Source organism: Streptomyces sp. NPDC060064 (assembly GCF_042736455.1).
Lineage (GTDB): Bacteria > Actinomycetota > Actinomycetes > Streptomycetales > Streptomycetaceae > Streptomyces.
Map to the genome: position 1 here is coordinate 1 of NZ_JBHWWF010000061.1, position 26915 is coordinate 26915.

Consider the following 26915-nt stretch of genomic DNA (forward strand, 5'->3'; position numbering starts at 1 on the left):
GGTGAGGAGACGTCCTCACCGCAGGCGGCGACGTGGTTCCAGGAGGGTCAGCCCTGCTGCGCGATCAGGCTCGTGGGCCGCAAATCGGTCCAGTTCGCCTCCACGTAGGCGAGGCAGGCGTCCCGGGTGTCCTCACCGAAGACGGTCCGCCACCCCGCCGGCACCTCGGCGAAGGACGGCCACAGCGAGTGCTGGTTCTCGTCGTTGGTCAGGACCTTGAAGCGGCCCTGCGGGTCCTCGAACGGGTTGGTGGTCATGCGTTCTCACTCCTCATGGACATTACGGTGAACAGCTCCGACAGCGGCTGTTCCGGGTCGGCTGCCACCTTCCGCAGCAGCGCCTGAAGTTCGTCGGCGAGTCGGCGCGCCTTGGCGCGGCCGAGCAGCTCGGTGGCGTGGATCAGCTCGCAGTGCACGGGCCCGTCGCCGCGCGGCTCGTAGAAGCTGAGCGTCAGCTCCGCCTTCGCCGAGCCGGTGGGCACGGCATGGAACGAGCCCATGCCGCCCTCGAGTTCGTCGAGGTCGGCCTGCTCATGGTGGATCACCATGACCTGCGGTCCCTCCGGGGGCAGTCCGGTCACCCGTACGACCTCGTCGAACGGCACGTCCTGCCGGTCCAGGGCACCGAGCGTCGTCTCCCGCACCCGGGTCAGCAGCTCCGCGAAGGTCGGGTCCCCCGCGGTGTCGGTGCGCAGCACCACGGTGTTGAAGAAGCAGCCGACCAGGTCGGCCAGTTGGTCGTCGGCGCGGCCGGCGACCATGGTGGCGATGGGCAGGTCGGTGCCCGCACCGTGGGCGGTGAGCAGTGCCGACAGTGCCGAGTGCAGGACCATGAACATGCTGGTGCCGGTCGCCCGGGCGAGCTTGTCCACGTCGGCGTGGAGCTGCTCGTCGAGCACGAATCCGACGTAGTCACCACCACTGCCGGGCAGGCCGGGTGCGGCCGGACGCGAACGGTCCGTCGGCAGCGCCAGCTCCCGCGGTAGGTCCTTCAGCGTCTGCCGCCAGTACGCCAGCTGCCGCCCGCCCAGGCTGTCGGGGTCGGCGAGATCGCCGAGCACCTCGTGTGCCCAGTGGGTGTAGTCGGCGTATGCGACCGGCAGCGGCTCCCACCCGGGCTCCCGGCCGACCGTCCTGGCCTGGTACGCCGTGGTGAGGTCGCGGAACAGGGGCACCACCGACCATTCGTCCACGGCGAGGTAGTGCATCGTCAGCAGTACCGCCTGCGTGCCGTCCGCGCCGGTGAGCAGCCGGGCCCGCAGGGGCGGTTCCTGCGACAGGTCCGGGGCCTGCGCGGCGAGTTGGGCGAGCCGTGCGTCCAGGTCGACGCACTGCTCCCGCTCCAGGGCCGGGGGCTGCGCGGCCTGCTGGTGAACGGCTCCGTCCCCTTCGGTGAAGACGGTGCGCAGCGGCTCGTGCCGTGCCACCACGTCGCCAAGCGCGGCCGCGAGCGCGTCGCCTTCCAGCCCTCCGGGCGAGCGCAGCACAAGTGCGTGGTCGAAGCCGGAGTGCCGTCGGTATGACGACCACTGCCACCGCTGTACGGGGGCGACCGGCAGCGGAGCACCCTCCACGTGCTCGACCGGGCGCAGCGGCGGCCGGGCGGCCGACGCTCCCTCGAGCTTGGCGGAGATACCGGCGACAGTCAGCGCGTCAAAGACGTCCCGGATGCTCAGTTCGACCCCGAACTCGGAGCGGATCCGGCCGAGCAGCCGCATCGAGGCCATCGAATGGCCGCCCAGCGCGAAGAAGTTGTCGTGGATACCCACGTCCTCCAGCTTCAGGATCTCGCCGAACAGCTCGGCCAGGCGGGTCTGCGTTTCGGTGGCCGGGCGGGCGTCACCGGTCATCCCGGACCAGTCCGGTGCGGGCAGCGCCTTCCGGTCCAGCTTGCCGTTGGGGGTCAGCGGCAGCGGACCGTCCAGCGGCACCACAAGGGCGGGCACCATGTACTCGGGCAACAGCCCGGCGACGTACGTACGCAGCGCCTGCGGGTCGAGCTCCCCGCTCCGGTGGCCGCTCTCCGGGACGGCGTAGGCCACAAGACGCACGATGTCGCCCACACGGTCGGGCACCACAGCGGCCTGACTGACCGCCGGGTGGCCGGCGAGTGCCGCCTCGATCTCGCCGAGCTCGATGCGGAAACCGCGGATCTTCACCTGGTTGTCGACCCGGCCGAGGAAGTCGATGTTGCCGTCGGTGCGCCAGCGGGCGCGGTCACCGGTGCGGTACATCCGGCTGCCGGGCGGGCCGAACGGGTCGGCGACGAACCGCTCGGAGGTCAGCGCGGACTTGCCGAGGTAGCCGCGGGCGAGTCCGCGTCCGGACACGTACAGCTCGCCCACCACGCCCTGCGGGACCGGGCACAGGTTGGCGTCCAGCACGTAGCAGACCGTGTTGGGGTCCGGCCGGCCGATCGGCACGCGCCCGGTGGGACGTCCTCCCCCTGGCCTTCGGCCGGGGGAACCCCCAGCCTGCCGGGCGCGCCACAGCGTGGAGTTGACCGTCGCCTCGGTGAGCCCGTACGCGCAGATCAGGTTGGCCGTGGCACCGAAGCGGTCGAACAGGTCCGGCGGCACGGTCTCGGTGCCCACCAGGATGGTCGACCCTTCGGGCAGCTCGCAGCCCGCCGGCAGCGCCGACACCAGGGACGGCGGAAGAATCATGTGAGTGATCCGCTGGTCCGCGAGGAAGTCGGTGAGCGCCGGTCCGGCGACGCGCGCCTCGTCGGATATGAGCACGAGCCGGCCGCCGTGGCACAGCGCCATCGACAGTTCGAACACGAAGACGTCGAAGCCGATCGAGGCGAACTGCAGTACGCGGCTGTCGCGTTCCAGGCCCATCCGGTCGACCGCGGTGGCGACCAGACTGGAGATGCCCTCGTGCGGGACGACCACGCCCTTGGGCCGGCCGGTCGAACCGGACGTGTAGATCACGTACGCCGCCTGGTCCAGGCTCACCGGCAGACCATCCACCTCGGACTCTGCCAGCCGGTCCAGTTCAGCCGTGGCCTGCGGTGCGTCGAGCAGCACCGTCGGTACGCCCGCCACTTCGGGGATCTTCCCTGCCACCTGCTCGGTGCCGACGACGAGGGCGGCCCTGGAGTCCTCGATCATGTAGGCGAGCCGGTCGGCCGGATGGACCAGGTCGAGCGGCAGGAACGCTGCGCCCAGCTTGAGCGCGGCGAGCACGGTCGCGACCATGTCGGCCGAACGGGGCATGGCCACGCCGACCACGCTCTCGGCGCCCACCCCGCGCGTGGCCAGCAGCCGTGCGATCCGGTTGGATCGGGCGTCCAGCTGTGCATAGCTCACCGACCTGGACCGCTCCACGACGGCCACAGCGTCGGGCCGCTCGGCAAGACGCCGGGCGAACAGGGCCGGCAGCGAGGACTCGTCGACCACCCGCTCGGTGGCGTTGAAGCCTTCCAGGACCAGCTGCCGCTCGTCGGCAGCGAGTACATCCGCCCGGGAGACCGGGGCTTCCGGTTCGGTGACCACCGCCGTGACCAGTCGCCTCAGGTGGTCGCCGAGCCGCTCGGCGGTCTCCTGGTCGAACAGCTCGGTGGCGAACTCCAGGCGGCAGCTGAGCGCGCCCTCGTCCCCGCCGGCGCCGACCTGCTCGCTGAAGCTGAACACGAGGTCGAACTTGGCCGACTTGATCCGGAACGGCACGTACTCCACACCGAGCCCGGGCAGCTCCAGTTCGTCGCCCGTGCGGTTGTGGTAGCCGACCATCACCTGGAACAGCGGGTTGCGGGCGAGCGAGCGCGTCGGGTTCAGCTTCTCGACGACGGACTCGAACGGCACGTCCGCTTGGGAGAACGCGGCCAGGTCGGTGTCGCGGACCCGCGCCAAGAGTTCGGTGAAGCTCGGATCGCCGCTGAGGTCGGCCCGCAGTACGAGTGTGTTGACGAAGAAGCCGACCAGGTCGTCGAGCGCCTCGTCACTGCGCCCGGCGATGGGCGAGCCGAGGGGGATGTCCGTACCGGCGCCCATGCGGTGGAGCAGCGCGGCGACTGCCGCGTGCACCACCATGAACATGCTGGCGCCGCTCTCCCGGGACAGCCGCTTCAGCCCCTGGTAGGCCGCGGTGTCGAAGTCGATGTCGAGCTCGGCTCCGGAGAAGGCCGGGCGGGCGGGCCGGGGCCGGTCGGCCGGCAACTCGATCTCCTCGGGAGCCCCCTGAAGCGTCGTGCGCCAGTACTCCAGCTGGCGGGCGGCCAGGGTCTGCTGGTCGGCCGGGTCACCGAGCAGCCGCTGCTGCCACAGCGCGTAGTCGGCGTACTGAACGGGCAGCGGCTCCCACTCCGGCGCCGAGCAGGACCGGCGGGCGGCGTAGGCGGTGGCCAGGTCGCGCAGGAAGGGCCGGTCCGACCACTCGTCGGTGGTGATGTGGTGCAGCAGCAGGACCACGACGTGGTCCTCGGGCGCCACCTCGACGATGGTCGCCCGCAGCGGCAGCTCTGCGGCGAGATCGAACGGACGGTTGATGGCGGCGTCGACGATGCCGGCCACCTCGTCCTCGCCGGCGCGGACGCACTCCACCACCGGGTGCGCCTGCTCGATGGGCAGAACGCGCTGGAACGCCTGGCCGTCGCGCTCGGCGAAGACCGTGCGCAGCGCTTCGTGACGTACCGTCACATCGGCCAGCGCCGCCCGCCACGCGTCCACATCGAGGGTGCCGCGCAGCCGCATCACCAGCGGGAAGTTGTAGGCGGCCGAGGTGCACTCGATCTGCTGGATGACCCACAGCCGCTGCTGGGCGTGGGACAGCGGCAGCTCGGCGGGCCGCTCACCGGCCGTCAGCGTCGGTCGGTCGGCGGTGGGCGAGCCGGTCGCACGCTCCACCAGCTCGGCGACGGTCGGCGCCTCGAACAGGTCGCGGATCGCCAGCTCCGCCTTCAGCGCGGTGCGCGCGCGGCTGATCAGCCTGGTGGCCAGTAGTGAGTGGCCGCCGAGCTCGAAGAAGTTGCTGTCGATGCCTACGCTGCCCTCGGCGAGTCCGAGGACTTCGGCGAAGAGCGCGCAGAGCGTCTCCTCCTGCGGCGACCTGGGCGGGCGGCTGGTGCTCGGCCCTGCGAAGTCCGGGGCGGGCAGGGCCTTGACATCGAGCTTGCCGTTGACGGTCAGCGGAAGTGTCTCCACCGCCACCAGCGCGGCGGGGAGCATGTAGTCGGGCAGGCCGGCCTTCAGGTGCTCGCGCAGCCGCTGGAGCAACGCGTCGTCCTCTGCTTCACCCTCCTCGAGTACGACATAGCCGACCAGGCGCTTCGTCCCGGCACTCTCCGCCACGACGACCGCGGCGTGCGCGACCTCGGGGCGCGCGGACAGGACCGAGGAGATCTCGCCCAGTTCGATCCGGTATCCGCGGATCTTGACCTGGTCGTCGGTACGGCCGAGGAAGTCGATGAGGCCGTCCGGGCGCTGCCGGACGAGGTCGCCGGTGCGGTACATCCGCTCGCCGGGGGCACCGAACGGGTCGGCAACGAACCGCTCCGCCGTCAGGCCGGCGCGGCTGTGGTAGCCACGGGCGAGGCCGGTTCCGGCGATGTACAACTCACCGGGGCAGCCCGGCGGGACGGGGCGCAGCATCGCGTCGAGCACATAGGCCCGGGTGTTGCGGATGGGCATACCGACCGTCGGGGTCGGGCTGTCCGTGGTGGATCCGCCGAGCGTGTTGATCGTGTACTCGGTAGGCCCGTACAGGTTGTAGCCGTACGTGCCCTCGGTGCGGCGCAGTCGCGTCCACACCGTGTCGGACACGGCCTCGCCGCCGAGCAGGACGAGTGCGGGCCGGTGCTTGCCTGCGGTCTCGTCCTGGTCGAGCAGGCCCTCCTCGATCAGCAGCTGGGCGTAGGTGGGCGTCACGTTGACCACGTCGACGCGGTGCTCGTCGCAGTACGCCACAAGGGCTTCGGCGTCGCGGCGCAGCTCCTCGTCGCAGACATGGACCTCGTGCCCCTCGACGAGCCAGAGCAGCTCCTCCCAGGACATGTCGAAGGCGAAGGAGACGGTGTGCGCGATGCGCAGCCGTCGTCCACCCGCCGAGGCGATCGCCGGGTCGAAGATTTCCTTCTGGTGATTGAGCTGCATGTTCGTCAACCCGCGGTACGGGGTGACGACGCCCTTGGGCTTGCCGGTCGAGCCGGAGGTGTAGATGACGTAGGCGGGGTACTCCAGCCGGTTCTCCACACCGTGCGCGAACGCGGGCCGCTCGGCGTCCGTGACCTCCCCCGACGGGAGACCGGCAAGCTCCGCGGTGACGGCCGGGTCGTCCAGCAGGAGTTCGGGGGCGAGGGCTCCCTCCTCCCCTCGCAGCGTCGGGGCGACCGCCGTCGTGGACAGCAGGCACAGGGGCCCGGTGTCCTCGACCATCAGGCGCAGCCGGTCGGCGGGGTGGTCGAGGTCGAGGGGCAGGTAGGCGGCGCCGGTGCGCAGCACGGCGAACAGCGCCACGACCATCTCGATCGAGCGCGGCAGCGCCAGTGCCACCGCCTGCTCGGGTCCCGCGCCACGGGCGAGCAGCAGCCGGGCGAGCCGGTTGATCTGCGCGTCCAGCTCCGCGTAGGTGAGTGCGCGCTCGCCGAACACCAGCGCCACGGCGTCCGGGGTGCGGGCGACCTGTGCCGCGAGCATGTCGGCGACGGTCTCGTTCGGCACGGAGTCACGGCTGCCCGCCCACTCGGCGGCAAGAGCTTCCCGCTCACCGTTCAGCAGCAGGTCCAGGGAACCGACGCGCGCCGACAGATCGCCGATCAGACGTTCCACGAGGGTGCCGAAGCGCTCCAGCGTGGCTGCGGCCTGCTCGTCGCCGACCAGGTCCGGGCGGTACTCCAGCTTCGCCTGAACGACCTCGGCCGGATTGACGATCAGGGTCATGGGGTAGTGGGTGGCGTCCACGCTGCCCACGCCGGTGATGCCGTGACGCTCGGTCAGTTGCCGGAACGCGCCTTCGTCGGCGAAGTTCTGGAGTACGTACAGGGTGTCGAAGAGCGTGTTGTGGCCGCCGGCCCGCTGCAGCTCGGCCAGGCCGAGGTACTCGTGGTCCATCAGCGCGACCCGCTCGGACTGCATACGGCGCAGCAGCTCCGCGACCGGCTCGTCGGGGTCGAACGTGACCCGCAGGGGCACCGTGTTGAGGAACATGCCGATCGCCGTGTCCACACCGGACACGTCCGCAGGCCGTCCGGCGACCGTGGCGCCGAATACCACGTCGTCACGGCCCACCGTCGCGGACAGGACGAGCGCCCACGCGGCGGACAACACCGCGTTGATCGTCAGTCCGTGCTCACGGGCGGATGCCCGCAGGCGATCGCTGAGCTCCGGGGACAGATCGAAGGTACGCCGCCGCGGGATCGTCGGCTCGTCCCCCCGGTTCCGCGCCACCAGCGTGGGCTCGTCGAGTCCGGCCAGGGCGTGGCGCCACGTTTCACGGGCCGCGTCGAAGTCCTGCTCGGCGAGCCAGCTCAGATAGTCACGGTAGCTGCCGGGTACGGGCAGCGCGGTGTCGTCGCCGGCCGCGGCGTAGAGCCCCAGCAGTTCGTCGAGGAACACGGACTGCGACCAGCCGTCCCAGGCCACCAGGTGGTGGCTGAGCATCAGACGGTCGGTGTTCTCGGTGAGCCGGATCAGCTTGAGCCGGAACAGCGGGGGCGCGGCCAGGTCGAACCGCTCCCGTCGGCCGGCCTCGGCGATCTCGGCGAGGCGTACCTGCCGCTGCTGCTCGCTCAGGCCGGTCAGATCCACCTCGGTCAGCGGCACCGGCACCTCGGCCGCGGAACAGACGAACTGCACGGGCCCGGGCAGGCCGTCACTGGTGATACCCGCGCACAGGCTCGGGTGCCTGCGCAGCAGCGTCGCGCAGGCCGCGCGGAGCCGCTCGGCGTCAAGGCGGTGGTCGAAGTCGAAGTTGTCCTGCGCGGTGTAGACGTCCAGCGCGGACGTGTCGTAGCTGGCGTGGAAGTGGATGCCTTCCTGCAGCGGTGACAGCGGCCAGACGTCGGCGACGGTCACCGGGCTGACGCGCTCGACCAGGTCGATGTCGGCCTGGGTGAGCTGGACCAGCGGCACGTCCGACGGCGTGAGAGCCCGTGCCGCCGAGCCGGACTGCGACACCTGGGCGATGAGTTCGCACAGTGCCACCGCCCACTCGCGGCCGAGTGCCTGTACGTCCTCCTCGGTCAGCGCGTCGCCCGCCGGCCAGGTCCAGGTGGCGCGCAGCTCGGGGCCGTGGGGGGTATCGGCGCACACCGCGTTGACCTGAAGCGGATACGGCATGGCCAGGTCGGCGTCGGGTTCCACGGACAGTGCGTCGGCCTCGACCGCGGGCGCCCAGTCCCGGATCTGCTCGGCGGGGAGCCGGCCGAAGTAGTTGAACAGCACCTGGGCGCTGGACAGTTGGGTGAAGACGGGCGCGAGCTGCGGGTTGAGGTAGCGCAGCATGCCGTACCCAGCGCCCGAGTCCGGTGCCGACCGCACGGACTCCTTGACCAACTTGAGCACGTCAAGTGCGCCGTCGGCGGCGGGGAGGCGTACGGGATGCAGGCTGGTGAACCAGCCCACGGTGCGCGACAGGTCCATGTCGGCCCCGTCGCGCCCGTGCCGTTCGAGATCCACCAGCAGGTCGCCGTCCTGCTCGCCGTCCCGCTCGCCGCGCCAGCGCGACACTGCGAGGCGCAGTGCGGTGAGCAGGACTTCGGTGACATCGGCTCCGGCTGCGGCGGGTACCGCCGTGAGCAGCGCCTGGGTGTCCTCGACGGACAGGGACACGACGTGTTCCCGCGCCGAACCGGCTGTTCCGGTACGGGTGGCACCGGCGACCAGTTCGGCTCCGGGCGCCAGGGTCTTTGCCCAGTACGGCAGTTCGGCCTGCCGCTGCGGTGAGGTCGCCTGCTCGGCGACGTCCCGTGCGAACCGCCGCAGTGACGAGGGCACCGGCTCCAGGACAGGCCGCTCCCCCTGCGAGGCGGCGTCCCACGCGGCGGCGAGATCACCGAGCAGCACACGCCAGGACACGCCGTCGATCGCCAGGTGGTGGACGGCGAGCAGCAGTCGGCCCGGCCGGTCGCCGCCCGCGTCGAACCAGACCGCCTGCAGCATGGTGCCGCCATCTGGATCGAGCCGGGAGGCCGCACCGTCGGACTCCTCGGCGATCACCGTGCGGAGTCCGACGTCGTCGAGGTCACGTACATCGACGCGCCGCAGCAGCGCAGCCGCGTCCACGGAACCCACGGCAAGCGTCCGGGCCGACCACAGCGCGGGAATCGCCGGGCCGAGATCCATGCGGGAGAGCGTGAGCCGCAGACCGTCGTGGTGGTCCAGGATCGCTTGCAGAACCCGCGTCAGAGAGTCGGTGTCGGCTGCGGCGGGTGCCTGGAGCAGCATCGACAGGTTGAAGCGGTTGACCGTTCCGCCGTCCTCGCGGAGCTGGTGGACGATGGGCAGCAGCGACACGTCGCCCACACCGTCGGAATCGGCGACGGCCGCGGGTGCGGCATCCTCCGTGCCGAGGACCGTGGCCGCCAGCGCGGCCGGCGTGCGGTGTTCGAATACGTCGCGCGGGCTGATCGCCAGGCCGGCCCTGCGGGCGCGGCTGGAGACCGACATGGACAGGATGCTGTCCCCGCCGAGCACGAAGAAGTCCTCGTCCGCGTCGACCCCGTCGATCCCGAGCACGTCGGCGAAGATCGCGCAGAGCTGCCGCTCGCGGCCCTCGCGCGCCGTACGTCCCTGCCGCCTGCTCCGGACCTCGGGGGCGGGAAGGGCCTTGTGGTCGATCTTCCCGCCCGGGGTCAACGGCAGGGCGTCGAGCTCCACGAAGTGGCTGGGAACCATGGGCGCGGGCAGCGAACCGCTGAGCGTGCTCCGTACGGCGGCGACATCCAGAGCCGCTCCGGTGGCGGGGACCATGTAGGCCACCAGCTGCTTGACTCCACGGTCGTCGTCGCGGGCCACGACCACCACATCACCGATGGCCGGCTCATCGCGCAACCGCGCTTCGATTTCCCCGAGTTCCACCCGGTTTCCCCTGATCTTGACCTGGTGGTCGGTGCGCCCGAGGTAGGTGAGCACACCGTCTCCACTGAACTGAACCATGTCTCCGGTGCGGTACATCCGCTCCCCCGGCCCGCCGTACGGATCGGCGACGAAGCGCTCCGCGCTCAGCGCGGTGCGTCCGTGGTAACCGCGGGCCAGTTGCGCGCCCGCGATGTAGAGCTCGCCGGACTCCCCCTCCGCGACGGGGCGGAGGTACCGGTCGAGTACGTGGAGCCGGGTGTTCCACACCGGACGCCCGATGGGTACGGTGCCCTGCTCACCCGGTTCGGAGCCCGAATCCCAACTGGTGACCTGGATGACGGCCTCGGTCGGCCCGTACACGTTGAACAGGGGCACCCCGGTGCGCTCCCGCCAGCGCCGCGCGAGGGGAACCGGCAGCGCCTCTCCCCCGCTGAACGCCCTGCGCAGGCTCACCCACCACTGACCGGCTTCTTCCTCCGCGAGCAGCGCGCCGTACAGGGAGGGCACCAGATCGACATTGGTGACCTGCTCGCGGCGGATGAGCTCGGCAAGATACGCCGGATCGCGGTGGCCGTCCGGCCTGGCGATCACGACGGTCCCACCAGTCAGCAGCGGAGCGAAGATCTCCTGCACCGACGGGTCGAAGCTGGTCGAGTACTGGTGCAGCACTCGCTCGCCCGGACCGAATCCGAACTGCTCGGCCGTCCAGGCCAACTGTCCGACAACCGCTCGATGCGTCACCACAACGCCCTTGGGCCGACCGGTCGACCCCGAGGTGTACATCAGATACGCGGCGTTGTCCGGATGGACGAGTACGGTGCCGGGCGCGGCGGGAGCCGGATCAGCTGCCCCGTGGTGGCCCTCGCCGAGGAGGACCCGTGTCACGTCCGCCAGTTCGGGCAGGCGCGCCCAGGACTCCTCGGTGGCGACGACCGTTCGTGCCCCGGAGTCGGCGAGCATGTAGCGAACCCGGTCGGCCGGGTAGTCGATGTCGACCGGCAGATAGGCCGCACCCGCCTTGAGCACACCGAGCAGGGCGACCAGCGTCTCGGCCGAGCGGGGAACAGCGACGGCCACGATGGACTCGGGGCCCACGCCTTGGGCCGACAGCCGGTGCGCCAGTGCCTCGGCCCGCTCGTCCAGTTGGGCATAGGTCGTCCGCTCGCCGTCGTGGTTCAGAGCGGTCGCGTCAGGGGTGCGGCGGACCTGTTCGGCGAATGCTCCGTGCACCGTGCCGGTGGGCAACGCGTGTTCCGCTCCGGTGAGGCGGTCGAGCGTGCTCCGCCGCTCTTCGGCCGACTGCGCGGCCAGCTGCGCGACCGGGAGCCGGGGGTCGGCGATCACCTGCTCGAGCAGCGCCCGCAGCCGGGTGACGAACCGCTCTGCAGCCGTGGCGTCCAGCCGGGAGGGGTCGTGTTCGAGCCGCAGCTCAAGTCGCTCACCAGGGAGCACGGTGAGCGCGAGCGGGTAGTGGACCGCGTCGCGGATGTGCGATCCGACGATGCGGACCTGGCCCGCCGGATCGGTCGGCTCGCCCGCGTCGGGCAGGTTCTCCACCACGACCAGCGCGTCGAACAGTTCACCCCGGCCGACGGCCCGCTGGATGTCGGCGAGTCCGAGGTGCTGGTGGTCCAGCAGGTCGGCCTGGGCGTCCTGGAACCCCGCCAGGAGCTCGGCGACCGGTTGCTCCGGACGCCACCGCAGCCGGGTGGGCACGGTGTTGATCAGCAGGCCGACCAGCGCTTCGATGCCCTCGACGGCGGCCTGCCGTCCGGAGACCGTGGTCCCGAAGACCAGGTCCTGGGAGCCGACCACATCACCGAGCACCAGGCCGAACCCGCCCTGCACGATGGTGCTCAGGGTCAGCCCGAGCTGCCGGGCCCGAGCCGTGAGCGCCGTCGTGGCCTCCGCGGAGAGCTCAAGGGTGATCCCGCCTGCCTCGGCAGGGCTCGCGTCCCCGGCACGGACGGGCAGCCTGGCCGGGGCGTCGAGGCCCGCCAACGCGTCGCGCCACGCGCCGAGCGCCGGCTCCCGGTCACGGCCGGCGAGCCACCCCGCGTACGCCCGGTAGGTCGCCATCGACGTGACCGGCGCGGACGGTTCAGCCGAGGCGCCGGGGCGGTAGCCGTCCAGTAGTTCACGCATGATGAGCGAAACCGACCAGCCGTCCACCACGATGTGATGCATGGTCAGCACCAGCAGGGACCGCTCAGCGCTGAGCCGGATCAGCGCGGCCCGCATCAGCGGCGGGACTCCGAGGTCGAATCGCTCCGCCCGCTCCGCACCCGTGGCCTCGTCGGCGGCCGTGGACTGCTCTGCCACGTCGAGTTCCGACAGGTCGGCGTAACGCCACGGCAGCTCGACACGCTCGCCGATGAGCTGCACGATCTGACCGTCCGAGCGCTGGCGGAAGGCGGCACGCAGCAGTGGATGGCGGTCGAGCAGCCGCTGCGTGGCTGCCCGCAGGGCCTCTGCGTCCACGTCACCGGCGAGTTCGAGGGTGTCCTGCACGGCGTAGCCGTCCGACCCGCCCTCGTCGACGGCGGCATGGAAGAAGAAGCCTTCCTGCAGCGGAGTGGCCGGTACGACGTCGAGGAGTTCCGGGACGGCGGATTCGAACTTGGCACGCTCGGCATCGCTCAGCGGGACCAGGGAGAACGGCTCGGGCACCGCACCGGATTCACGTGGCGGCGTGTCCACACCGTCAGTGATGCGCGCGAGGGCCGCCACCGTACGGTGGCGGAACACGTCGCGCGGGGTGATCGCCAGTCCGCCGGCCCGGGCGCGGGAGACCAGCTGGATGGCGACGATGCTGTCTCCGCCGAGTTCGAAGAAGCTGTCGTGGACGCCCACCGACGGAAGGTCGAGGAGCTCGGCGAACAGCGCGGCGAGTGCCGCCTCGGCCGGCGTCGTCGGCTTGGCGTCACCGGTCATCGCCGTCCACTGCGGCTCGGGCAGCGCCCGGGTGTCGAGCTTTCCGTTGGGCGTGAGCGGCAGGGGTCCGTCCAGTACGACGAGGGCCGACGGCACCATGTAGTCCGGCAGCGCCTCCGCCACCTGTACCCGCGCCGCCGCAACGCAGGCGTCGGCATCCGCGCCGCCGTCACCCACCAGATGGGCGACGAGGCGCTTCACACCCCGGTGGTCCTCCCGTACGAGGACGGCGGCCTGGGCGATGCCCGGGCAGGCCATGAACGCGCTCTCGATCTCGCCCGGCTCGATCCTGTGACCGCGGATCTTGAGCTGTCCGTCCGCGCGGCCGAGGAACTCCAGGTTGCCGTCGGCACTCCAGCGCACCCGGTCGCCCGTGCGGTACATCCGCGCACCCGACGGCCCGAACGGGTCGGCGACAAACCGCTCCGAGGTCAGCCCGTGCCTGCCCAGGTAGCCGCGGGCGAGGCCGCGCCCGCCGACGTACAACTCGCCCTCGACACCCACAGGAACCGGACGCAGCGCCGAATCGAGCACGTAGGCACGGGTATTGGGGTCGGGTCGGCCGATCGGTACCGGGCCCTGCCGGTCCGGCTCGGCAAGCCACAGCGTCGAGTTGACCGTCGCCTCTGTCAGGCCGTAGGCGACGACGACCCGCAGCCGCCCGCCCCAGCGGGCGATCAGCTCGCTCGGCACCGCCTCGGTGCCGACCACGAGCACCGCGCCCTCGGGCAGCTCACAGTCCTGCGGCAGCGCCGAGACGAGCGAAGGCGGCAGGATCATGTGGGTGGCCAGGTGCTCCTCGATGTAATCCGTCAGGGCGGGCCCGGCGACCCGACGCTCGGTGGGGACGATGATGATCCGGCCGCCGACGCACAGCGACATGATCAGGTCCCAGACCGTCACATCGAAGCCGACCGAGGCGAACTGCACGACGCGGCTGTCCGCGTCGATACCGATGCGGTCCGTGGCGGTGGCGACCAGGCTGCCGACCCCGTCGTGCGAGACCACAACGCCCTTCGGGCGGCCGGTGGAGCCCGATGTGTAGATGACGTACGCGGCCTGGTCCAGGGCGATCGGCAGGCCGGGGTCCGAGTCGTCCGACGCGGCGCACTCGGCGGCCACGGACGGGCCGTCGAGCAGGACGTGCTCGACGCCGGGTGCCTCCGGGAGTTCGCCGGCCAGCTCGCGCGTGGTGACGACGGTCCGCGCGCCGGCGTCGGACAGCATGTAGGCAATCCGGTCCTGGGGGTGGTCGGCGTCCAGCGGCAGATATGCCGCTCCCGCCTTCATCACCGCCAGCAGGGAGACCACCAGCTCGGGCGAGCGCGGCACGGCCACGGCGACGACGTGCTCCTCGCGTACGCCCCGGGCGACCAGGAGGCGGGCGAGGCGGTTCGCGGCGGCATTGAGCTCGGCGTAGGACAGTTCCCGGTCCTCGTACACGAGCGCGACGGCATCCGGCGAGCGCTGCACCTGCCGCTCGAACGCGGCGGGCCAGGACAGTTCGGGCACCTCGCGTGGCGCGGCTCCGAACCCGTCGAGCAGCTGGGCCCGCTCCGCACCGGAGGTCAGCTCGATGTGGCCGATGGGGCGGTCCATTCCCTCGACAAGGGCATCCAGCAGCATGAGGAAGCGGCGCTCGTGGTCGTCCAGCGTCCGCTGGTCGCACACGTCCGCGTCCGCGTCGAAGTGGATACGGATGCTCTCTCCCGCCCCGGACTCGTCGACAGTGACCGCCAGATCGCTGACCGGGCCGAGCCAACCGGGCTTGAGGTCGGCCTCGTGATCGCCGAAGCGCAGCCCCTCGCCGCCGGGCAGGATGTTGACCGTGGGACCGACGAGTTCCGGTACGCCGTCGACCAGCCCCAGGTCCCTCGCCAGGTCCTCGGCACGGTAACGACCGTGCTCGACCGTCCCGGCGATCGCGCATCGCACCGCCTCCACGAGCTCGGAGCCGGTCATGCCCCCGCGGACGGCGACACGCAGCGGGAGCACATTGGACACCATGCCGGGGACATCCCCCGACTCGGCGCCCTGCCGGGCGGTGACCGGCAGGCCGAGCACCAGGTCCTGCTCGCCGGTGGCACGGTGAAGGTAGGCGGCCACGGCCGCCACCAGCAGGCGGGACAGGCGAATGCCCGTGCCCGCCGCGGCGACCCGCAGCCGGGCGGTGTCCTGTGGTGACAGCTCCGCCGTGCGCCGCAGGCGCCGCGTCATCTGCGCCGACGCGCGCTCGACGAGGCGTACGGGCTCCGGCCGGTCGGCCAGTCGGCTCAGCCAGTACGCGCGATCCGTCCGGTACTGCTCGGACGCACGGTACGCCCGGTCGGAGTCCACCAGCCGGGACAGCGCCCACTCGGTGTCACCGGCCGCCTCACCGGCGGTGTAGAGCTCACCGGCCCGGTGGGTGATCAACGCGATGCCTGCGCCGTCGATGACGATGTGGTGGTAGCGCTGGTACCAGAGGACGCGGTCGTCGGCGAGCCGGAGCAGTGCCTGGGCGAACAGCGGACCGCGCTCGAGGTCGGCGGGCCGGTCACGGTCGGCTTCCGTCCACTCCGCGGCAGCGCCTTCGGGATCCGGCTCGTGCCGCAGGTCGACGGTGGCGACGTCGACGGGGAACCGCGTGGGCGTCTGGCGTGGTTCCCCGTCCTCGGGGCTGACGCTCACATGCAGGCACTCGGCCTCCCCGACGGCGTGCTGCACCGAGGCAGCCAGGCGGTCGAGGTCGATGTCGCCGCGCAGTTCCAGGACGAACGAGATGTTGTAGGCCGAGCTGTCCGGCTCGATCTGCTGGGCAAGCCAGATGCCGGATTGCCCACCAGTGACGGGCATCCCGGCAGCGGATGTCCGGTCCGACTCGGCGTCAAACATCGTCGAAGGGCCTTTCCCTGGTTGTGCGTCAGTGAGGAGTAGTTACGTGGCGTCGGCCAGAAGCAGCACGATCACGTCGACTGCGTACGGCTTTTCCGGCACCGTGCGCGTCACGCCCGCCCGGCGGGGACAGCCACCGGGCAGGCGCGACTGTGAGAGGTCGCCGCACAGGAAGGAGATGCGCTCTCCGCTTCTACTTGATGGCCTCAAGCATCGGCACCACCTGGTCAATGGCGTACGGGATGCTCAGCACGGTGTTGAAGGACAGCGCGGCGCCGATGTCCGGGCTGTCGTACGGCAGGAACAGGTCCCGCTTCTCCTGGTGGACCTTGGTCTTCTTGTAGAGCGGATCGGCCTTCATGGCCTTCTCCGTCTCAGGGGTGCCCAGCCACACCGTCCGGTCGGCCTCCATGACGTCGAGGCGCTCCGCGCTGAGGTCGGCGATGTTCTCCTTGCCCAGCGCCTTGCGGTACGTCTCGGAAGTGGTGAAGCCCATCTCGGACAGGAAGATGACCTTCGGGTCCTTGGGCGAGAACGCGGAGAACTTGCCCGGCTCGTAGGGCTCGCCGACGGTGACCGTCTTGCCCTTCCACTCGGGGTGCTTGTCGCGGACGGCCTTGAAGCGCGCGTCGATGCCGGCGATCAGCTTCTCGGTCTCGGCGTCCTTGCCCAGCGCCTTGCCGATCTGCTTGGTCATGTCCTGCCAAGGCGCCTGGTAGTCCTCGTGGCCCTTGGGCTGGGCGACCACCTTGGCGATCTTGGACAGCGTCTCGTACTGCTCCTTCTTCATGCCCGAGTACTGAGCGACGATCAGATCCGGCTTGAGCGCCGCGATCTTCTCCATGTTGTACTCATCACGCTCACCCACGATCTGCGGCGGCGTGGAACCCCACAGCTCCTTGGCCCACGGCCACTTGCCGTACGGCTTCTCCTTGAACCAGTCGACCGAACCGACCGGCTTGACACCGAGCGCCAGCACCGCGTCCTGGTCGGACAGGCCGAGAGTGACGACCTTCTTCGGCTCCGCATCGATGGTCGTGCTGCCGTACTTGTGCTCGATGGTGACCGGGAATGCCGCGGACTTGGCGCTCGCCCCCTCGGACGACTTGGACTCGGTCTTCTCGGCCCCGCCCCCACAGGCGGTCAGGGCGAACGCGGCGACAGCGGCGACGGCCACGCGGGGGATGTTTCTGACGATCCTCGTCAGCGCGGGGCGTGTACCAGTGGACACGGTGTTTCCTTTCACGGGGTTTCACAGGGCGTGCCACACCCGCCCGGCACGATTCGGCCACCGGGCAGGCTCGACTGTGGGGGGAGGCTGGACTACTAGAGGGGCATGCCGATCTCGTCGGCGGTCTGCCGGGCCTGGCCGGAGACGGGCTCCTGGCGCCGGTCCACGATCGACTCCAGGATCTCGCCGACCCTGATCGCGGTGTTCGACAGCAGGGACGACGTGATGCCATGCGTGTGCTCGGTGCCGCCCTGCAGGTAGATTCCGCACCGCAGTTCGGCATCGGTCGCGACGCGGTAGTCGCGCTCGACGCGGACACGTCCGTCGTCGTCACGGTGGCAGTGCTCCCCGACCTCGCCGAGGAGCCCAAGGGCGTCGGCGGGCCGGTAGCCGGTGGCGTAGACCACCACATCGGCGTCCAGTGGAGTCTTCTCTCCGGTGACCAGCGACTCGACCGTCGTACGGACCTTGTCCGGGGTCTCGACGACGTCGGTGAGCCGGGACACGTTGAGGAAGCGGAGGCGCTCGGTGCCCAGGACCTTCTCCTGATACGCCTGGCGGTACAGGTCGTCGATCAGGTCGATGTCCACAACGGCGTAGTTGGTGTTGCCGTGGTAGTTCATCAGCTTGTGCTTGATCTCGTCAGGAGCCGTGAAGTACTCGTCGACCGCTTCGGGGTCGAAGATCCGGTTGGCGAAGCTGCTGTCGTCGGCGGGGCTGTAGCCATAGCGGGAGAAAACGGCACAGACCTCCGCCTCGGGGAAGCGGCGGTGCAGGAAGGCCACGTTCTCCGCGGCGCTCTGGCCGGCCCCGACCACGATGAAGCGGGACGGCTGGGCGTCATCCAGGCCATCCACCCGTGCCAGCAGGTCGGAGTTGTGCCAGATCCGGTCCGTCCGGTCGACGCCCTGAGGCATCTGCGGCCGCAGACCCGTGCCGATCACGAGGTTGCGTGCCCGGTGGACCACCACCTCCGACCCCGAACGGGCCGTCACATCGACGTACTCCACCACTCCGTCGCGTACGACGGGCCGCACGGCGACGACCTCGTGCCCATAGGACACCATGTCGTCCACCTGGGCCGCGGCCCACTCGAAGTAGTCGTGGAACTCCACCCGCAGCGGGAAGAGGCTCTTGCCGTTGACGAAGTCGACCAGCCGCCCCTTGCTCTGCAGGTAGCACAGGAAGCTGAACTCACTCGACGGATTCCGAAGCGTCACCAGGTCCTTGAGGAAGGACACTTGCATGGTCGCGTCGTCGATCAGCATGCCGCGGTGCCAGCCGAAGCGCGGTTGCCGCTCGAAGAAGTGAGCAGTGACCGCCTCCTGCCTGCCGACGCGTGCGTTGTGCTCGCTGAGCGCTATCGCCATGGCCACATTGGACGGCCCGAAGCCGATTCCTATGAGGTCGTGGATCGGTGGTGCGTCGTCAGGAAGAGCCTGTGACATGTCACTCCCATCGTGCGGGGCAGCCGCTTGTCAGGCGTTTGGGGAAGCGGGAGCAGGGCACACCGACGGAGCGGCGGCCGAGCGGAACTTAGGTAAAGCTAACCTCATCTGACGGGCCTGTCGACAGGGCAAAACGGACAAGCGGTGAGCCATGGATGCAAACACAGCCCAAAAACTTGCCTCGTTGCGTGCTTAGGTAAGGCTTGCTTTACTTATGCGCCGGTCCATCGCCACTCTGAGGAGGAACCCCATGCGGGTCGTCATGTTCGGTTATCAGACCTGGGGGCACCGCACCCTGCACGCTCTCGTGGACTCCGAGCACGACGTGGTGATGGTCGTGACCCACCCCAAGAGTGAGCACGCATACGAGAAGATCTGGAGCGACTCCGTCGCCGACCTCGCCGAACAGCACGGCGTTCCCGTACTGATCCGCAACCGCCCTGATGACGAGGAGCTGTTCGCCGCCCTCAAGGAGGCCGCCCCCGACATCATCGTGGCGAACAACTGGCGGACGTGGATCCCTCCGCGCATCTTCGACCTCCCCCGCCACGGCACGCTGAACGTGCACGACTCGCTGTTGCCCAAGTACGCGGGCTTCTCCCCGCTGATCTGGGCTCTGATCAACGGCGAGCGTGAAGTGGGCGTCACCGCGCACATGATGGACGACGAGCTCGACGCCGGCGACATCGTGGTTCAGCGCGCTGTGGCGGTCGAGCCGACGGACACGGCCACCGACCTGTTCCACAAGACGGTCGACCTCATCGCCCCGGTCACGGTCGGCGCACTCGGCCGCATCGCCGCCGGCGAGACCGAGTTCACCAAGCAGGACCGGTCGCAGGCCAGCTTCTTCCACAAGCGGTCCGCCGAGGACATCCGCATCGACTGGAGCTGGCCGGCCGCAGACCTCGAACGTCTCGTGCGTGCCCAGTCCGCTCCGTATCCGAGCGCCTTCACCCACCACAAGGGCAAGCGCCTCGAGATCCTGGCGGCGGTCGTGTCCGAAGGCCGCTACGGCGGCACGCCCGGCCGCATCTTCTACCGCGAGGGCGACGGCGTGGTGATCGTCGCCGGAGCCGACGCCCGCAACGGCCGCAACCACGGCCTGGCCATCACGCGCGTGCGCACCGAGGACGGCGAGGAGATACCCGCGAGCGACTACTTCCGCTCCATGGGGGGGTACCTCACCAGCCGTTCTTGAGACCGGGGGATCAACACCCATGCATGAAGTGCGTACGGCACGGCCGCGCCACTACCTCATGTGCGGGCCCACCCACTTCGACGTGGACCCGATCGGCGTCGATCTGTCGGAGCTTCTCAAGGCCGGCGGAAGCGTGAAGTGCTGCACGTTGGAGCTGCGTTCGGCCGACTAGTCCGCCGGCCGGCCCCGCAACGGTCCCCGGGGCCGACCGGTCATCGCCGCCGCATGGATCATCCGATCCACGCGGCGGCGATATTTTCTTGGCGGCGGCTGCGTCAGCCCAGCAACCATTCACAGGCGCCCAACTCCGATCCCTGCTGCGCCGCTTGCACGCCCACCTCGAACCGGCCCCGCCGAGCATCATCCACGGAGGCGCCGCTCGCCCGTGGGAACCGGCTGCGGCCCTCCGGGCCGCGACGAGGTCATGGCCGACTCGGCGGCCCGAGCCGACGAGGGCAGAAGCGGGCAGCGGCGAGCAGTGCCTGGACCTGGCCGCCGGCCTCTGCGGCGTCTCTCAGTGGAGCGGGGAAGGGCAGTCGTACGTCATGGTGCGTAGTGGCGTGTTCGAGCCGCAGTGTCATCCCGTACCGGTCCAGTGACACCGGAAGGACGCGACGTACTCCCTGCACGAGCTGCGGGTCCACGAGTCGAGTGAGCAGGGTCACGACGTCGCTGTGGCCGTCGACGAGGTGGGTGAGCATGTCGGCCTCGTAGGCGGCCAAGGGATCGGCGCAGGCCAGGGTGAGTTCGTCGAGTCCGACGGTGACCGTTCCTCCCGCCGTGTCGAGTTCGGCGTGCGCGAAGTCCAGACGCAGTTCGACGCCGGGCTCCTGAGGGCTGCCGCCGACCGGAGCGAACCAGCCGGTGAGCGTCACGCGGGCGCGCACACGATCGCGCACCGCGGTGGGTGCGATATCGGTGAACTTCAGCACTGCGCCCACGATGCCGCGTGGCGCGAGGGCGACCTCGGCGGCCAGTGCGCAATCGTCCGGCACTCGCAGCAACAGCCGTCCCCTGTCGTCCAGGGTGTGCAGACCGGCCCGCTCGCAGGAGTGCCTGTCCGTGACCACCATCAGCGACCCCGCAGCGGCCACCACTGTGCGGACTCGCTCGCCGTTGGTCGGCTGGGCCGTGCGCACGTCCACAGCACTCATCCCGCCCCCTCCTCATAGGTTAAGTTAGGCTTACCTAAGTCAACCTATGACAGATCTCGGCGGCCAGTCGCTACGTAACCCGCACCAACCCGGAAGCCCCTGCATCGCCCCACAACACTTCGGGCGTGCTCGGGTGATCACTCCGAAATTCGCTTGTCATGGCCTTTGCGGGGATGGCAAGGATGCCCCATGGATGACCACCCGAACGCCCAAGGATTCCCCCGCCAATTCGCCCGCACCAGGCGCTTCTCACTCGGTGTCCCGCAGCGGTTCACGGTCTCGCCGGACGGTGCGCGCGTGATGTTCGTACGCAGCACGGGCGGCATGGACCCGGTGAGCCGGCTGTGGCTGTACGAGGCGGGCGAGGAGCGGATACTCGCCGACCCGCCAACGCTCGGCGGCTCCACGGAGGAGGAGATTCCGGAGGCGGAGAAGGTCCGCAGGGAACGCGCCAGGGAGATGTCGTCGGGTGTGGTGGCGTACGCGACCGACCGGGAGGCCCGGGTCGTTGCCTTCGCACTGGGCGGTGAGCTCTGGGTCGTCCGCACGGACGGCGGAGAACCGCGCAGCATCGCGGCCGCCGGACCGGTGGTGGACCCGCGCCCCGCCCCGGACGGTGCCTCGATCGCTTACGTCACCGGCGGCGCCCTCCATGTCGTACGGACCGACGGGACGGACGACCGGATGCTGGCCGCGCCGGAGGGGCCCGAGGTGACCCATGGGCTCTCCGACCATGTCTCGGCGGAGTCGATCGGACGGTCGCGCGGCTACTGGTGGTCGCCGGACAGCGACGCGTTGCTGGTCGCGCGGGTCGACAACTCGCCGGTGCAGCGCCGGTACATCGCGGACCCGGCGAATCCGACGAAGCCGCCGAGGTCGATGCCGTATCCGGCGGCGGGGACGGCGAACGCGAAGGTGTCACTGCACATCGTCCGGCTGGACGGCGAGCGGGTTGGGGTAGAGATCCCGGCCGCCGCGAACGAGCACCACTTCCCCGCGGCGTGGACCGACCCCGCCTTCGAGTACGTCACCACAGCAGGCTGGGACAGCCACGGCCCCCTGATCTCCGTGCAGACCCGCGACCAGCGCTCGGAGTACATCCTGACCGTGGACCCCGGAACCGGAGCGACGGAACTGCAGCACCACGCCCGCGACCACCTCTGGCTGTCGCTGCTGCCCGGCACCCCGGTTCGCCTCCCGTCGGGCACGCCCGTCATCCCGTGGTGCCGGGACGATACGCAGGGCCTGCGTATCGGGAGCACCCCCACCCCCGCCGGACTCCAGGTCCGTGAGGTCCTCGGCGCGGTCGGGGAGCGGGTCTTCTTCACCGCCGGCGAGGAGCCGACCGAGACCCACGTCTGGTCGTACGACTCCGCCGCCGGCTTCGTCCGTGTCAGCGAGAGGCCGGGCGTCCACACCGCCGCGGTCGGCGGCGACACGGTCGTACTGAACAGCAGGACGGACGACGGGCAGACCGTGACCGTGCTGCACGGCGGAGTGCCGGCCGGGCAGATCGCCGTGCTCGCCGAGGAGCCCCGGATCGTGCCGCGCCCGGTCTTCCTCACGCTCGGCGAGCGTCAGTTGCGCAGCCAGCTGTATCTCCCGTCCTGGTACGAGCCCGGATCCGGCAAGCTGCCGGTACTCCTCAATCCGTACTCCGGGCACGGGATCCAGCTGGTGGTGCGGGCACGCGGCTGGTGGACGGCCGTCTCCCAGTGGTTCGCCGAGCAGGGCTTCGCCGTGCTGGTCACGGACGGCCGCGGCACTCCCGGCCGCGGCCGCGAGTGGGAGAAGTCCGTGTACGGCGACCGGCTGACGCCCGTCCTCGAGGACCAGATCGACGCACTGCGCGAGGCCGCCACCCACCACTCCGAGCTGAATCTGGACGCGGTGGCGATCCGCGGCTGGTCGTACGGCGGCTATCTCGCGGCCGGTGCCGTGCTGCGCCACCCCGAGATCTTCCACGCGGCGATCGCGGGCGGCGCCCCGACCGACCGCCGGCTCTACGACACGCACTGGGAGGAGCGGTTCCTCGGCCACCCGGACGTGACGCCCGAGACCTACGAACGCTGCTCACTCGTCGCACACGCCCACAAGTTGACCCGCCCGCTGCTGCTGGTGCACGGCATCGCCGACGACAATGTGACTGTCGCCCATATGCTGCGCTTCTCCTCCGCGCTGCTCGCCGCGGGCCGCCCGCACAGTGTGCTCCCGCTCTCCGGAGCGACCCATCTGGTCACCCAGGAAGACACAGCCAGCAATCTTCTGTCACTCGAAGTCGACTTCCTCAAGAAATCCTTGAGAATTTGAACATCTCGCCTCCGCTCCCCGTACCACGTCACGAACCGGCCGACGAGGCCGGCCGTTGAAAGGGAGCCAGCATGACCGGATCGCAGGGGCCCGCGCGGACCGTCGCCCGCCGTACCGTCGTCGCCGCGGTGGGCGGAGCCGGTCTCGCCGTCGCGCTGACGGCGTGCGGCGGCTCGGACGACGGCGGGCAGACGGTTGGCGAGAAGCCGGCCGGCGGCGAAGCAGGCGGGGACGTCGCCGGCAAGGTTCTCGCCAAGACCACGGACATCCCCGAGGGCGGCGGCAAGGTGATCGGCGATGTGGTGGTCACTCAGCCGAAGCCGGGCGAGTTCAAGGCGTTCTCGTCCAAGTGCACCCATCAGGGCTGCGCGGTGAAGGACGTCTCCAACGGCGCTATCCACTGCCCGTGCCACGGCAGCCAGTTCGACGCGGCGGACGGCAGCGTCAAGACCGGGCCGGCCACTTCCCCGCTGCCCGCCGCGTCGATCACCGTCGACGGAGGCTCGATCAAGCTCGTGTGATGCGGCGCGACCGTTTCCAGCAGGCGAGCACATCGTCGGTGGTGGTGATCGTGGCAACCAGCGCGAGCGTGTTACGGATCATCGCGGGCGTGTAGTCGGAGGGGACCCCCGCGATGGCGTCGCCCGGAACGACCGCCGTATAGCCGAGGTTGACGGCGTCGAAGACGGCGTTGGGGATGGCGATGTTCGCCGAGACTCCTGTGATCAGCAGGCTGCGACAGCCGAGGTTGCGCAGCAGGGCGTCGACGTCTGTGCCGGCGAGGGGCGACAGGCCGTGCAGTCTCCGTACGACGAGGTCCTCGTCCGCGACCTCTATCGGCGCCGCGATACGGACGGCCGTCGTGCCGGAGTGCTGCTGGACGGGCAGCCGCCCGGCAGCCCGGAAAAGCCGGGCGTTGTGGTTGGCGCCTCGCCCGTCGGGCCGCCGCTCGGCGACGGCGTGCAGCACCTGTACACCGGCTTCATGAGCGCCCGCGACCAGACGTGACACGTTGAGGAGCGCGCCGGACGAGCGGGCCACGGCGGCGAGTTCGGGCAGGGCGCTGTCCTTGCCGACGACTCCCTGCTGGCACTCGACGGTGAGCAGCACCGTGCTGGTCGGGTCCAGCTGTTCCGCTAGCTGTTCGAAGGACGGCACAGTTCCCCCTCATCTCACTGGGACCGGGACTGGGACTGGGCGCGCGACAGTAGCGGCCATTGCGTGATGGAGGAAGAGCCCCCATGATTTCTGACACTTAGTCAGCCAAAGGGAGGGGGCCGCTCATGGCCGTCACACAGCGCCGGGGCCGTCGCATCATGATGACGCCCGGCGAGCTTGACGAGTTCCTGGCCGAGCAGCGCACCTGCCGGGTGGCCACCGTCTCCGCGGACGGCCGTCCGCATGTGGGCGCACTGTGGTTCGCCTGGGACGGGACCTCACTGTGGCTGTACTCCATCACGCGCAGCCGCCGCTGGGCCGAATTGCGGCACAACCCACAGCTCGCCGTCGTGGTCGACGACGGCGAGGAGTACAGCGAGCTGCGCGGCGTCGAGCTCTCCGGCACCGCCGTCTTCGTCGGCGAGGCCCCGCGTACGGGTGAGCCGTGCCCCGAACTGGACGTGCCGGAAAGGCTGTTCGCACGGAAGAATTTCGACATGGACGAGATGCCGCACGACGGCAGGCACGCCTGGCTGCGGCTGACTCCCGACGCGATCGCGTCCTGGGACTTCAGGAAGCTGTCAGCCCTCTGATCTGCCTCACGCAGCCGACTCGTCGGATCCAGCCGCGCCGTCGGATCCCTCCGCAGCCAAAACGGCAGCCTCGCGCAGCGCCTCGACCGCCGCCCGGATCGACGGGCGGCGGTCCGCGTCCGCCCGCCACACCGCGTAGATATGCCTGCGCATCCGCTGTCGCACGGGTACCAGCCGCACGCCCTCAGGCACCCAGCCCCGCCCGAGCCTGGGCGTGACGCACACCCCGAGCCCCGCCTCGATGAGCGCCAGCTGCGTATGGTGCTCCTCCGCCATATGCGCGATCCGCGGTTCGAAGCCCTTCGAGCGCAGCGTGAACATCAGCCAGTCGTAACAGAATTCGCCTTCCGGCCAGGACACCCAGTCGTCGTCGGCGAACTCCTCGAGATCCACCTCCGCCCGGCCCGCCAGAGGATGATCCGCGGGCATGGCCACATCGGGGACGTCATCGAGGAGATGGACCTGCGCGAGCCCGCCCGACACGGGCAGCCGCCGATTGCTCCAGTCGAGCACGACCGCGAGGTCGAGGTCACCCCTGATCACCTCTCTGATCGCCCGCTCGGGCTCCAACTCGCGGGAGCGGACGCGCAGTTCGGGGTGGGCTGCGCGCAAAGACGTCATTGCCGCCGGGAAGAGCCCGCGGGCGGCGGTCGGGAAGGCGCCCACTCTCACCTCTCCGACCGCCTCTCCTCGCTGCGCCTCGATATCGGACTGCGCAAGCTCGACCTGGGACAGGATGCGCGCGGCATGGTCGGCGAGCAGCCGGCCGGCGTCGGTGAGGCGAACGCCGCGCCCGTTCTTCGCCAGCAGCTGCTGGCCCACCTCCCGCTCGAGCTTCGCCATCTGCTGGGAGACCGCCGAGGTCGTCACATGCAAGCCGTCGGCCGCTCCGCTCACCGAGCCGTGGCGGGCCAGCGCATCGAGGGTCCGCAGGCGCTCCAGATTCAACATGTAAGCGATGCTACGTGAACAGCTCAAACAATTCTCGCTTGTCCTACGAGGTTGAAGCCGCGATGGTGGACGGCATGAGCACCGCCGTCCCCTCCCGGACCTCCTCGGCCCCCGCGCGCACACCCGTCGGCCCCGTACGCAGCCGACGAACCCTCGACTGGCGCATCCGGTTCGCGGTGCTCTCGACCGTCTGGGGCTTCAGCTTCCTGCTCATCAAGGTCGGCACCGGGGCGTACGCGCCCTTTCAGGTCACCTTCGGTCGGCTCCTCTTCGGTACGGCGGTGCTGGCCGTCGCCATGGTGGTGCGACGGGAGCGGCTGCCGCGCGGGATCCGCACCTGGATGCATCTCGCCGTCGCCGCGTTCCTCCTCAACGCCCTGCCGTTCTCACTCTTCGCCTACTCCGAGCTGACGATCCCCTCGACGCTGGCCGGCATCTGCAACGCCACCTCACCACTGTGGGGCATGGCCCTGTCCATGGTCGCGCTCTCCGAGGACCGGCCCACGCGCCGCCGCGTCGCCGGACTCGGCATCGGCTTCCTCGGCGTGCTGACCGTACTCGGCGCCTGGCAGGGCTTCTCCGGGCTCGACCTCACCGGCACGGCGATGGCCCTGCTCGCCTCGCTGAGCTATCCGATCGGCTGGATCTATGTGCGCCGCACCCTGGCCGGCAGCAGCAACTCCAACCTCTCCCTGACCGGCGCCCAGCTGTTTCTCGCGACGGTCCAACTCGCGGTGGTCACACCGCTGTTCACCACCTTGCCGACGTCCATCCCGTTCGTCCCACTGCTCGCGGTGATCGCACTCGGTGCGCTGGGCACCGGCTTCGCAGTGCTCCTCCAGTACGGCCTGGTCGCCGAGGTCGGCCCGACGACCGCGCAGATGGTCACGTACTTCATCCCGGTCATCGCCACCGCGGCCGGCGTCGCGGTCCTGGACGAGCAGCTGAGCTGGAACACCCCGGTGGGCGCGCTGATAGTCCTCGCGGGCGCGGCGCTCACCCAGAGCCGCCCGAAGGCGCCCGCACCTGCTGTTCAGCCGTAACTG

General features: G+C 70.2%; 12 protein-coding genes and 1 pseudogene. 6 read left to right on the forward strand and 7 right to left on the reverse strand.

The window, feature by feature from the left end:
• Positions 1-47 precede the first annotated feature (47 nt).
• The 4 genes from ACFWDI_RS38430 to ACFWDI_RS38445 all read right to left on the reverse strand — a co-directional run bounded on the left by ACFWDI_RS38430 (position 48) and on the right by ACFWDI_RS38445 (position 18505).
• The gene (locus ACFWDI_RS38430) at positions 48-257 is read right to left on the reverse strand and encodes an MbtH family protein (protein ID WP_327322157.1); all 210 of its coding nucleotides are present in this window, start codon (positions 255-257) and stop codon (positions 48-50) included.
• Positions 254-15787, reverse strand: a complete 15534-nt coding sequence (locus ACFWDI_RS38435) for an amino acid adenylation domain-containing protein (protein WP_385311468.1) — start codon at positions 15785-15787, stop codon at positions 254-256. The genes ACFWDI_RS38430 and ACFWDI_RS38435 overlap by 4 nt, the downstream gene beginning before the upstream one ends.
• A 232-nt stretch (positions 15788-16019) precedes the next feature.
• Positions 16020-17057, reverse strand: a complete 1038-nt coding sequence (locus ACFWDI_RS38440; RefSeq protein WP_385311469.1) for an iron-siderophore ABC transporter substrate-binding protein — start codon at positions 17055-17057, stop codon at positions 16020-16022.
• A 95-nt stretch (positions 17058-17152) separates the two neighbouring features.
• Positions 17153-18505: a lysine N(6)-hydroxylase/L-ornithine N(5)-oxygenase family protein gene (locus ACFWDI_RS38445; protein ID WP_385311471.1), complete on the reverse strand. Its 1353-nt coding sequence runs from the start codon at positions 18503-18505 to the stop codon at positions 17153-17155.
• A 250-nt stretch (positions 18506-18755) separates the two neighbouring features.
• Between ACFWDI_RS38445 and ACFWDI_RS38450 the strand changes: the two genes are divergently transcribed.
• The gene (locus tag ACFWDI_RS38450) at positions 18756-19703 is read left to right on the forward strand and encodes a methionyl-tRNA formyltransferase (RefSeq protein ID WP_385311473.1); all 948 of its coding nucleotides are present in this window, start codon (positions 18756-18758) and stop codon (positions 19701-19703) included.
• 88 nt (positions 19704-19791) lie between these two features.
• Positions 19792-19875: pseudogene (locus ACFWDI_RS38455) on the forward strand (amidinotransferase); the annotation flags it as partial.
• Between the two features lie 250 nt (positions 19876-20125).
• Here ACFWDI_RS38455 and ACFWDI_RS38460 read toward each other — a convergent pair.
• Positions 20126-20857, reverse strand: a complete 732-nt coding sequence (locus ACFWDI_RS38460; protein ID WP_385311475.1) for a DUF2470 domain-containing protein — start codon at positions 20855-20857, stop codon at positions 20126-20128.
• A gap of 189 nt (positions 20858-21046) precedes the next feature.
• Between ACFWDI_RS38460 and ACFWDI_RS38465 the strand changes: the two genes are divergently transcribed.
• On the forward strand, positions 21047-23167 hold the full coding sequence (locus ACFWDI_RS38465) for a prolyl oligopeptidase family serine peptidase (RefSeq protein ID WP_385311477.1): 2121 nt from the start codon (positions 21047-21049) through the stop codon (positions 23165-23167).
• 71 nt (positions 23168-23238) lie between these two features.
• Positions 23239-23688 (forward strand): Rieske (2Fe-2S) protein, encoded by a 450-nt coding sequence (locus tag ACFWDI_RS38470; protein WP_362685749.1) that lies wholly within the window; start codon positions 23239-23241, stop codon positions 23686-23688.
• Here the strand turns inward: ACFWDI_RS38470 and ACFWDI_RS38475 are convergent.
• A complete protein-coding gene (locus ACFWDI_RS38475; RefSeq protein ID WP_385311479.1) occupies positions 23675-24325 on the reverse strand; it encodes a cysteine hydrolase in 651 nt (216 codons plus the stop codon). The two genes, ACFWDI_RS38470 and ACFWDI_RS38475, sit on opposite strands and share 14 nt — an antisense overlap.
• Positions 24326-24450: 125 nt before the next feature.
• Between ACFWDI_RS38475 and ACFWDI_RS38480 the strand changes: the two genes are divergently transcribed.
• Complete coding sequence (locus ACFWDI_RS38480; protein ID WP_385311481.1) at positions 24451-24918, forward strand: pyridoxamine 5'-phosphate oxidase family protein; 468 nt, start codon at positions 24451-24453, stop codon at positions 24916-24918.
• Between the two features lie 6 nt (positions 24919-24924).
• Here ACFWDI_RS38480 and ACFWDI_RS38485 read toward each other — a convergent pair whose 3' ends face one another.
• A complete protein-coding gene (locus tag ACFWDI_RS38485) occupies positions 24925-25869 on the reverse strand; it encodes a LysR family transcriptional regulator (RefSeq protein ID WP_385311483.1) in 945 nt (314 codons plus the stop codon).
• Between the two features lie 74 nt (positions 25870-25943).
• On the opposite strand from ACFWDI_RS38485, the gene ACFWDI_RS38490 reads away from it, so the two are divergent.
• Complete coding sequence (locus ACFWDI_RS38490) at positions 25944-26912, forward strand: DMT family transporter (protein WP_385311485.1); 969 nt, start codon at positions 25944-25946, stop codon at positions 26910-26912.
• Positions 26913-26915 lie beyond the last annotated feature (3 nt).

What these genes read in the sequence shown, in the direction of transcription:
- ACFWDI_RS38430 (WP_327322157.1), bottom strand. Translation starts at nt 257, where the DNA reads ATGACCACCAACCCGTTCGAGGACCCGCAGGGCCGCTTCAAGGTCCTG.
- ACFWDI_RS38435 (WP_385311468.1), bottom strand. Translation starts at nt 15,787, where the DNA reads ATGCCCGTCACTGGTGGGCAATCCGGCATCTGGCTTGCCCAGCAGATC.
- ACFWDI_RS38445 (WP_385311471.1), bottom strand. Translation starts at nt 18,505, where the DNA reads ATGTCACAGGCTCTTCCTGACGACGCACCACCGATCCACGACCTCATA.
- ACFWDI_RS38450 (WP_385311473.1), top strand. Translation starts at nt 18,756, where the DNA reads ATGCGGGTCGTCATGTTCGGTTATCAGACCTGGGGGCACCGCACCCTG.
- ACFWDI_RS38460 (WP_385311475.1), bottom strand. Translation starts at nt 20,857, where the DNA reads ATGAGTGCTGTGGACGTGCGCACGGCCCAGCCGACCAACGGCGAGCGA.
- ACFWDI_RS38465 (WP_385311477.1), top strand. Translation starts at nt 21,047, where the DNA reads ATGGATGACCACCCGAACGCCCAAGGATTCCCCCGCCAATTCGCCCGC.
- ACFWDI_RS38470 (WP_362685749.1), top strand. Translation starts at nt 23,239, where the DNA reads ATGACCGGATCGCAGGGGCCCGCGCGGACCGTCGCCCGCCGTACCGTC.
- ACFWDI_RS38480 (WP_385311481.1), top strand. Translation starts at nt 24,451, where the DNA reads ATGGCCGTCACACAGCGCCGGGGCCGTCGCATCATGATGACGCCCGGC.
- ACFWDI_RS38485 (WP_385311483.1), bottom strand. Translation starts at nt 25,869, where the DNA reads ATGTTGAATCTGGAGCGCCTGCGGACCCTCGATGCGCTGGCCCGCCAC.
- ACFWDI_RS38490 (WP_385311485.1), top strand. Translation starts at nt 25,944, where the DNA reads ATGAGCACCGCCGTCCCCTCCCGGACCTCCTCGGCCCCCGCGCGCACA.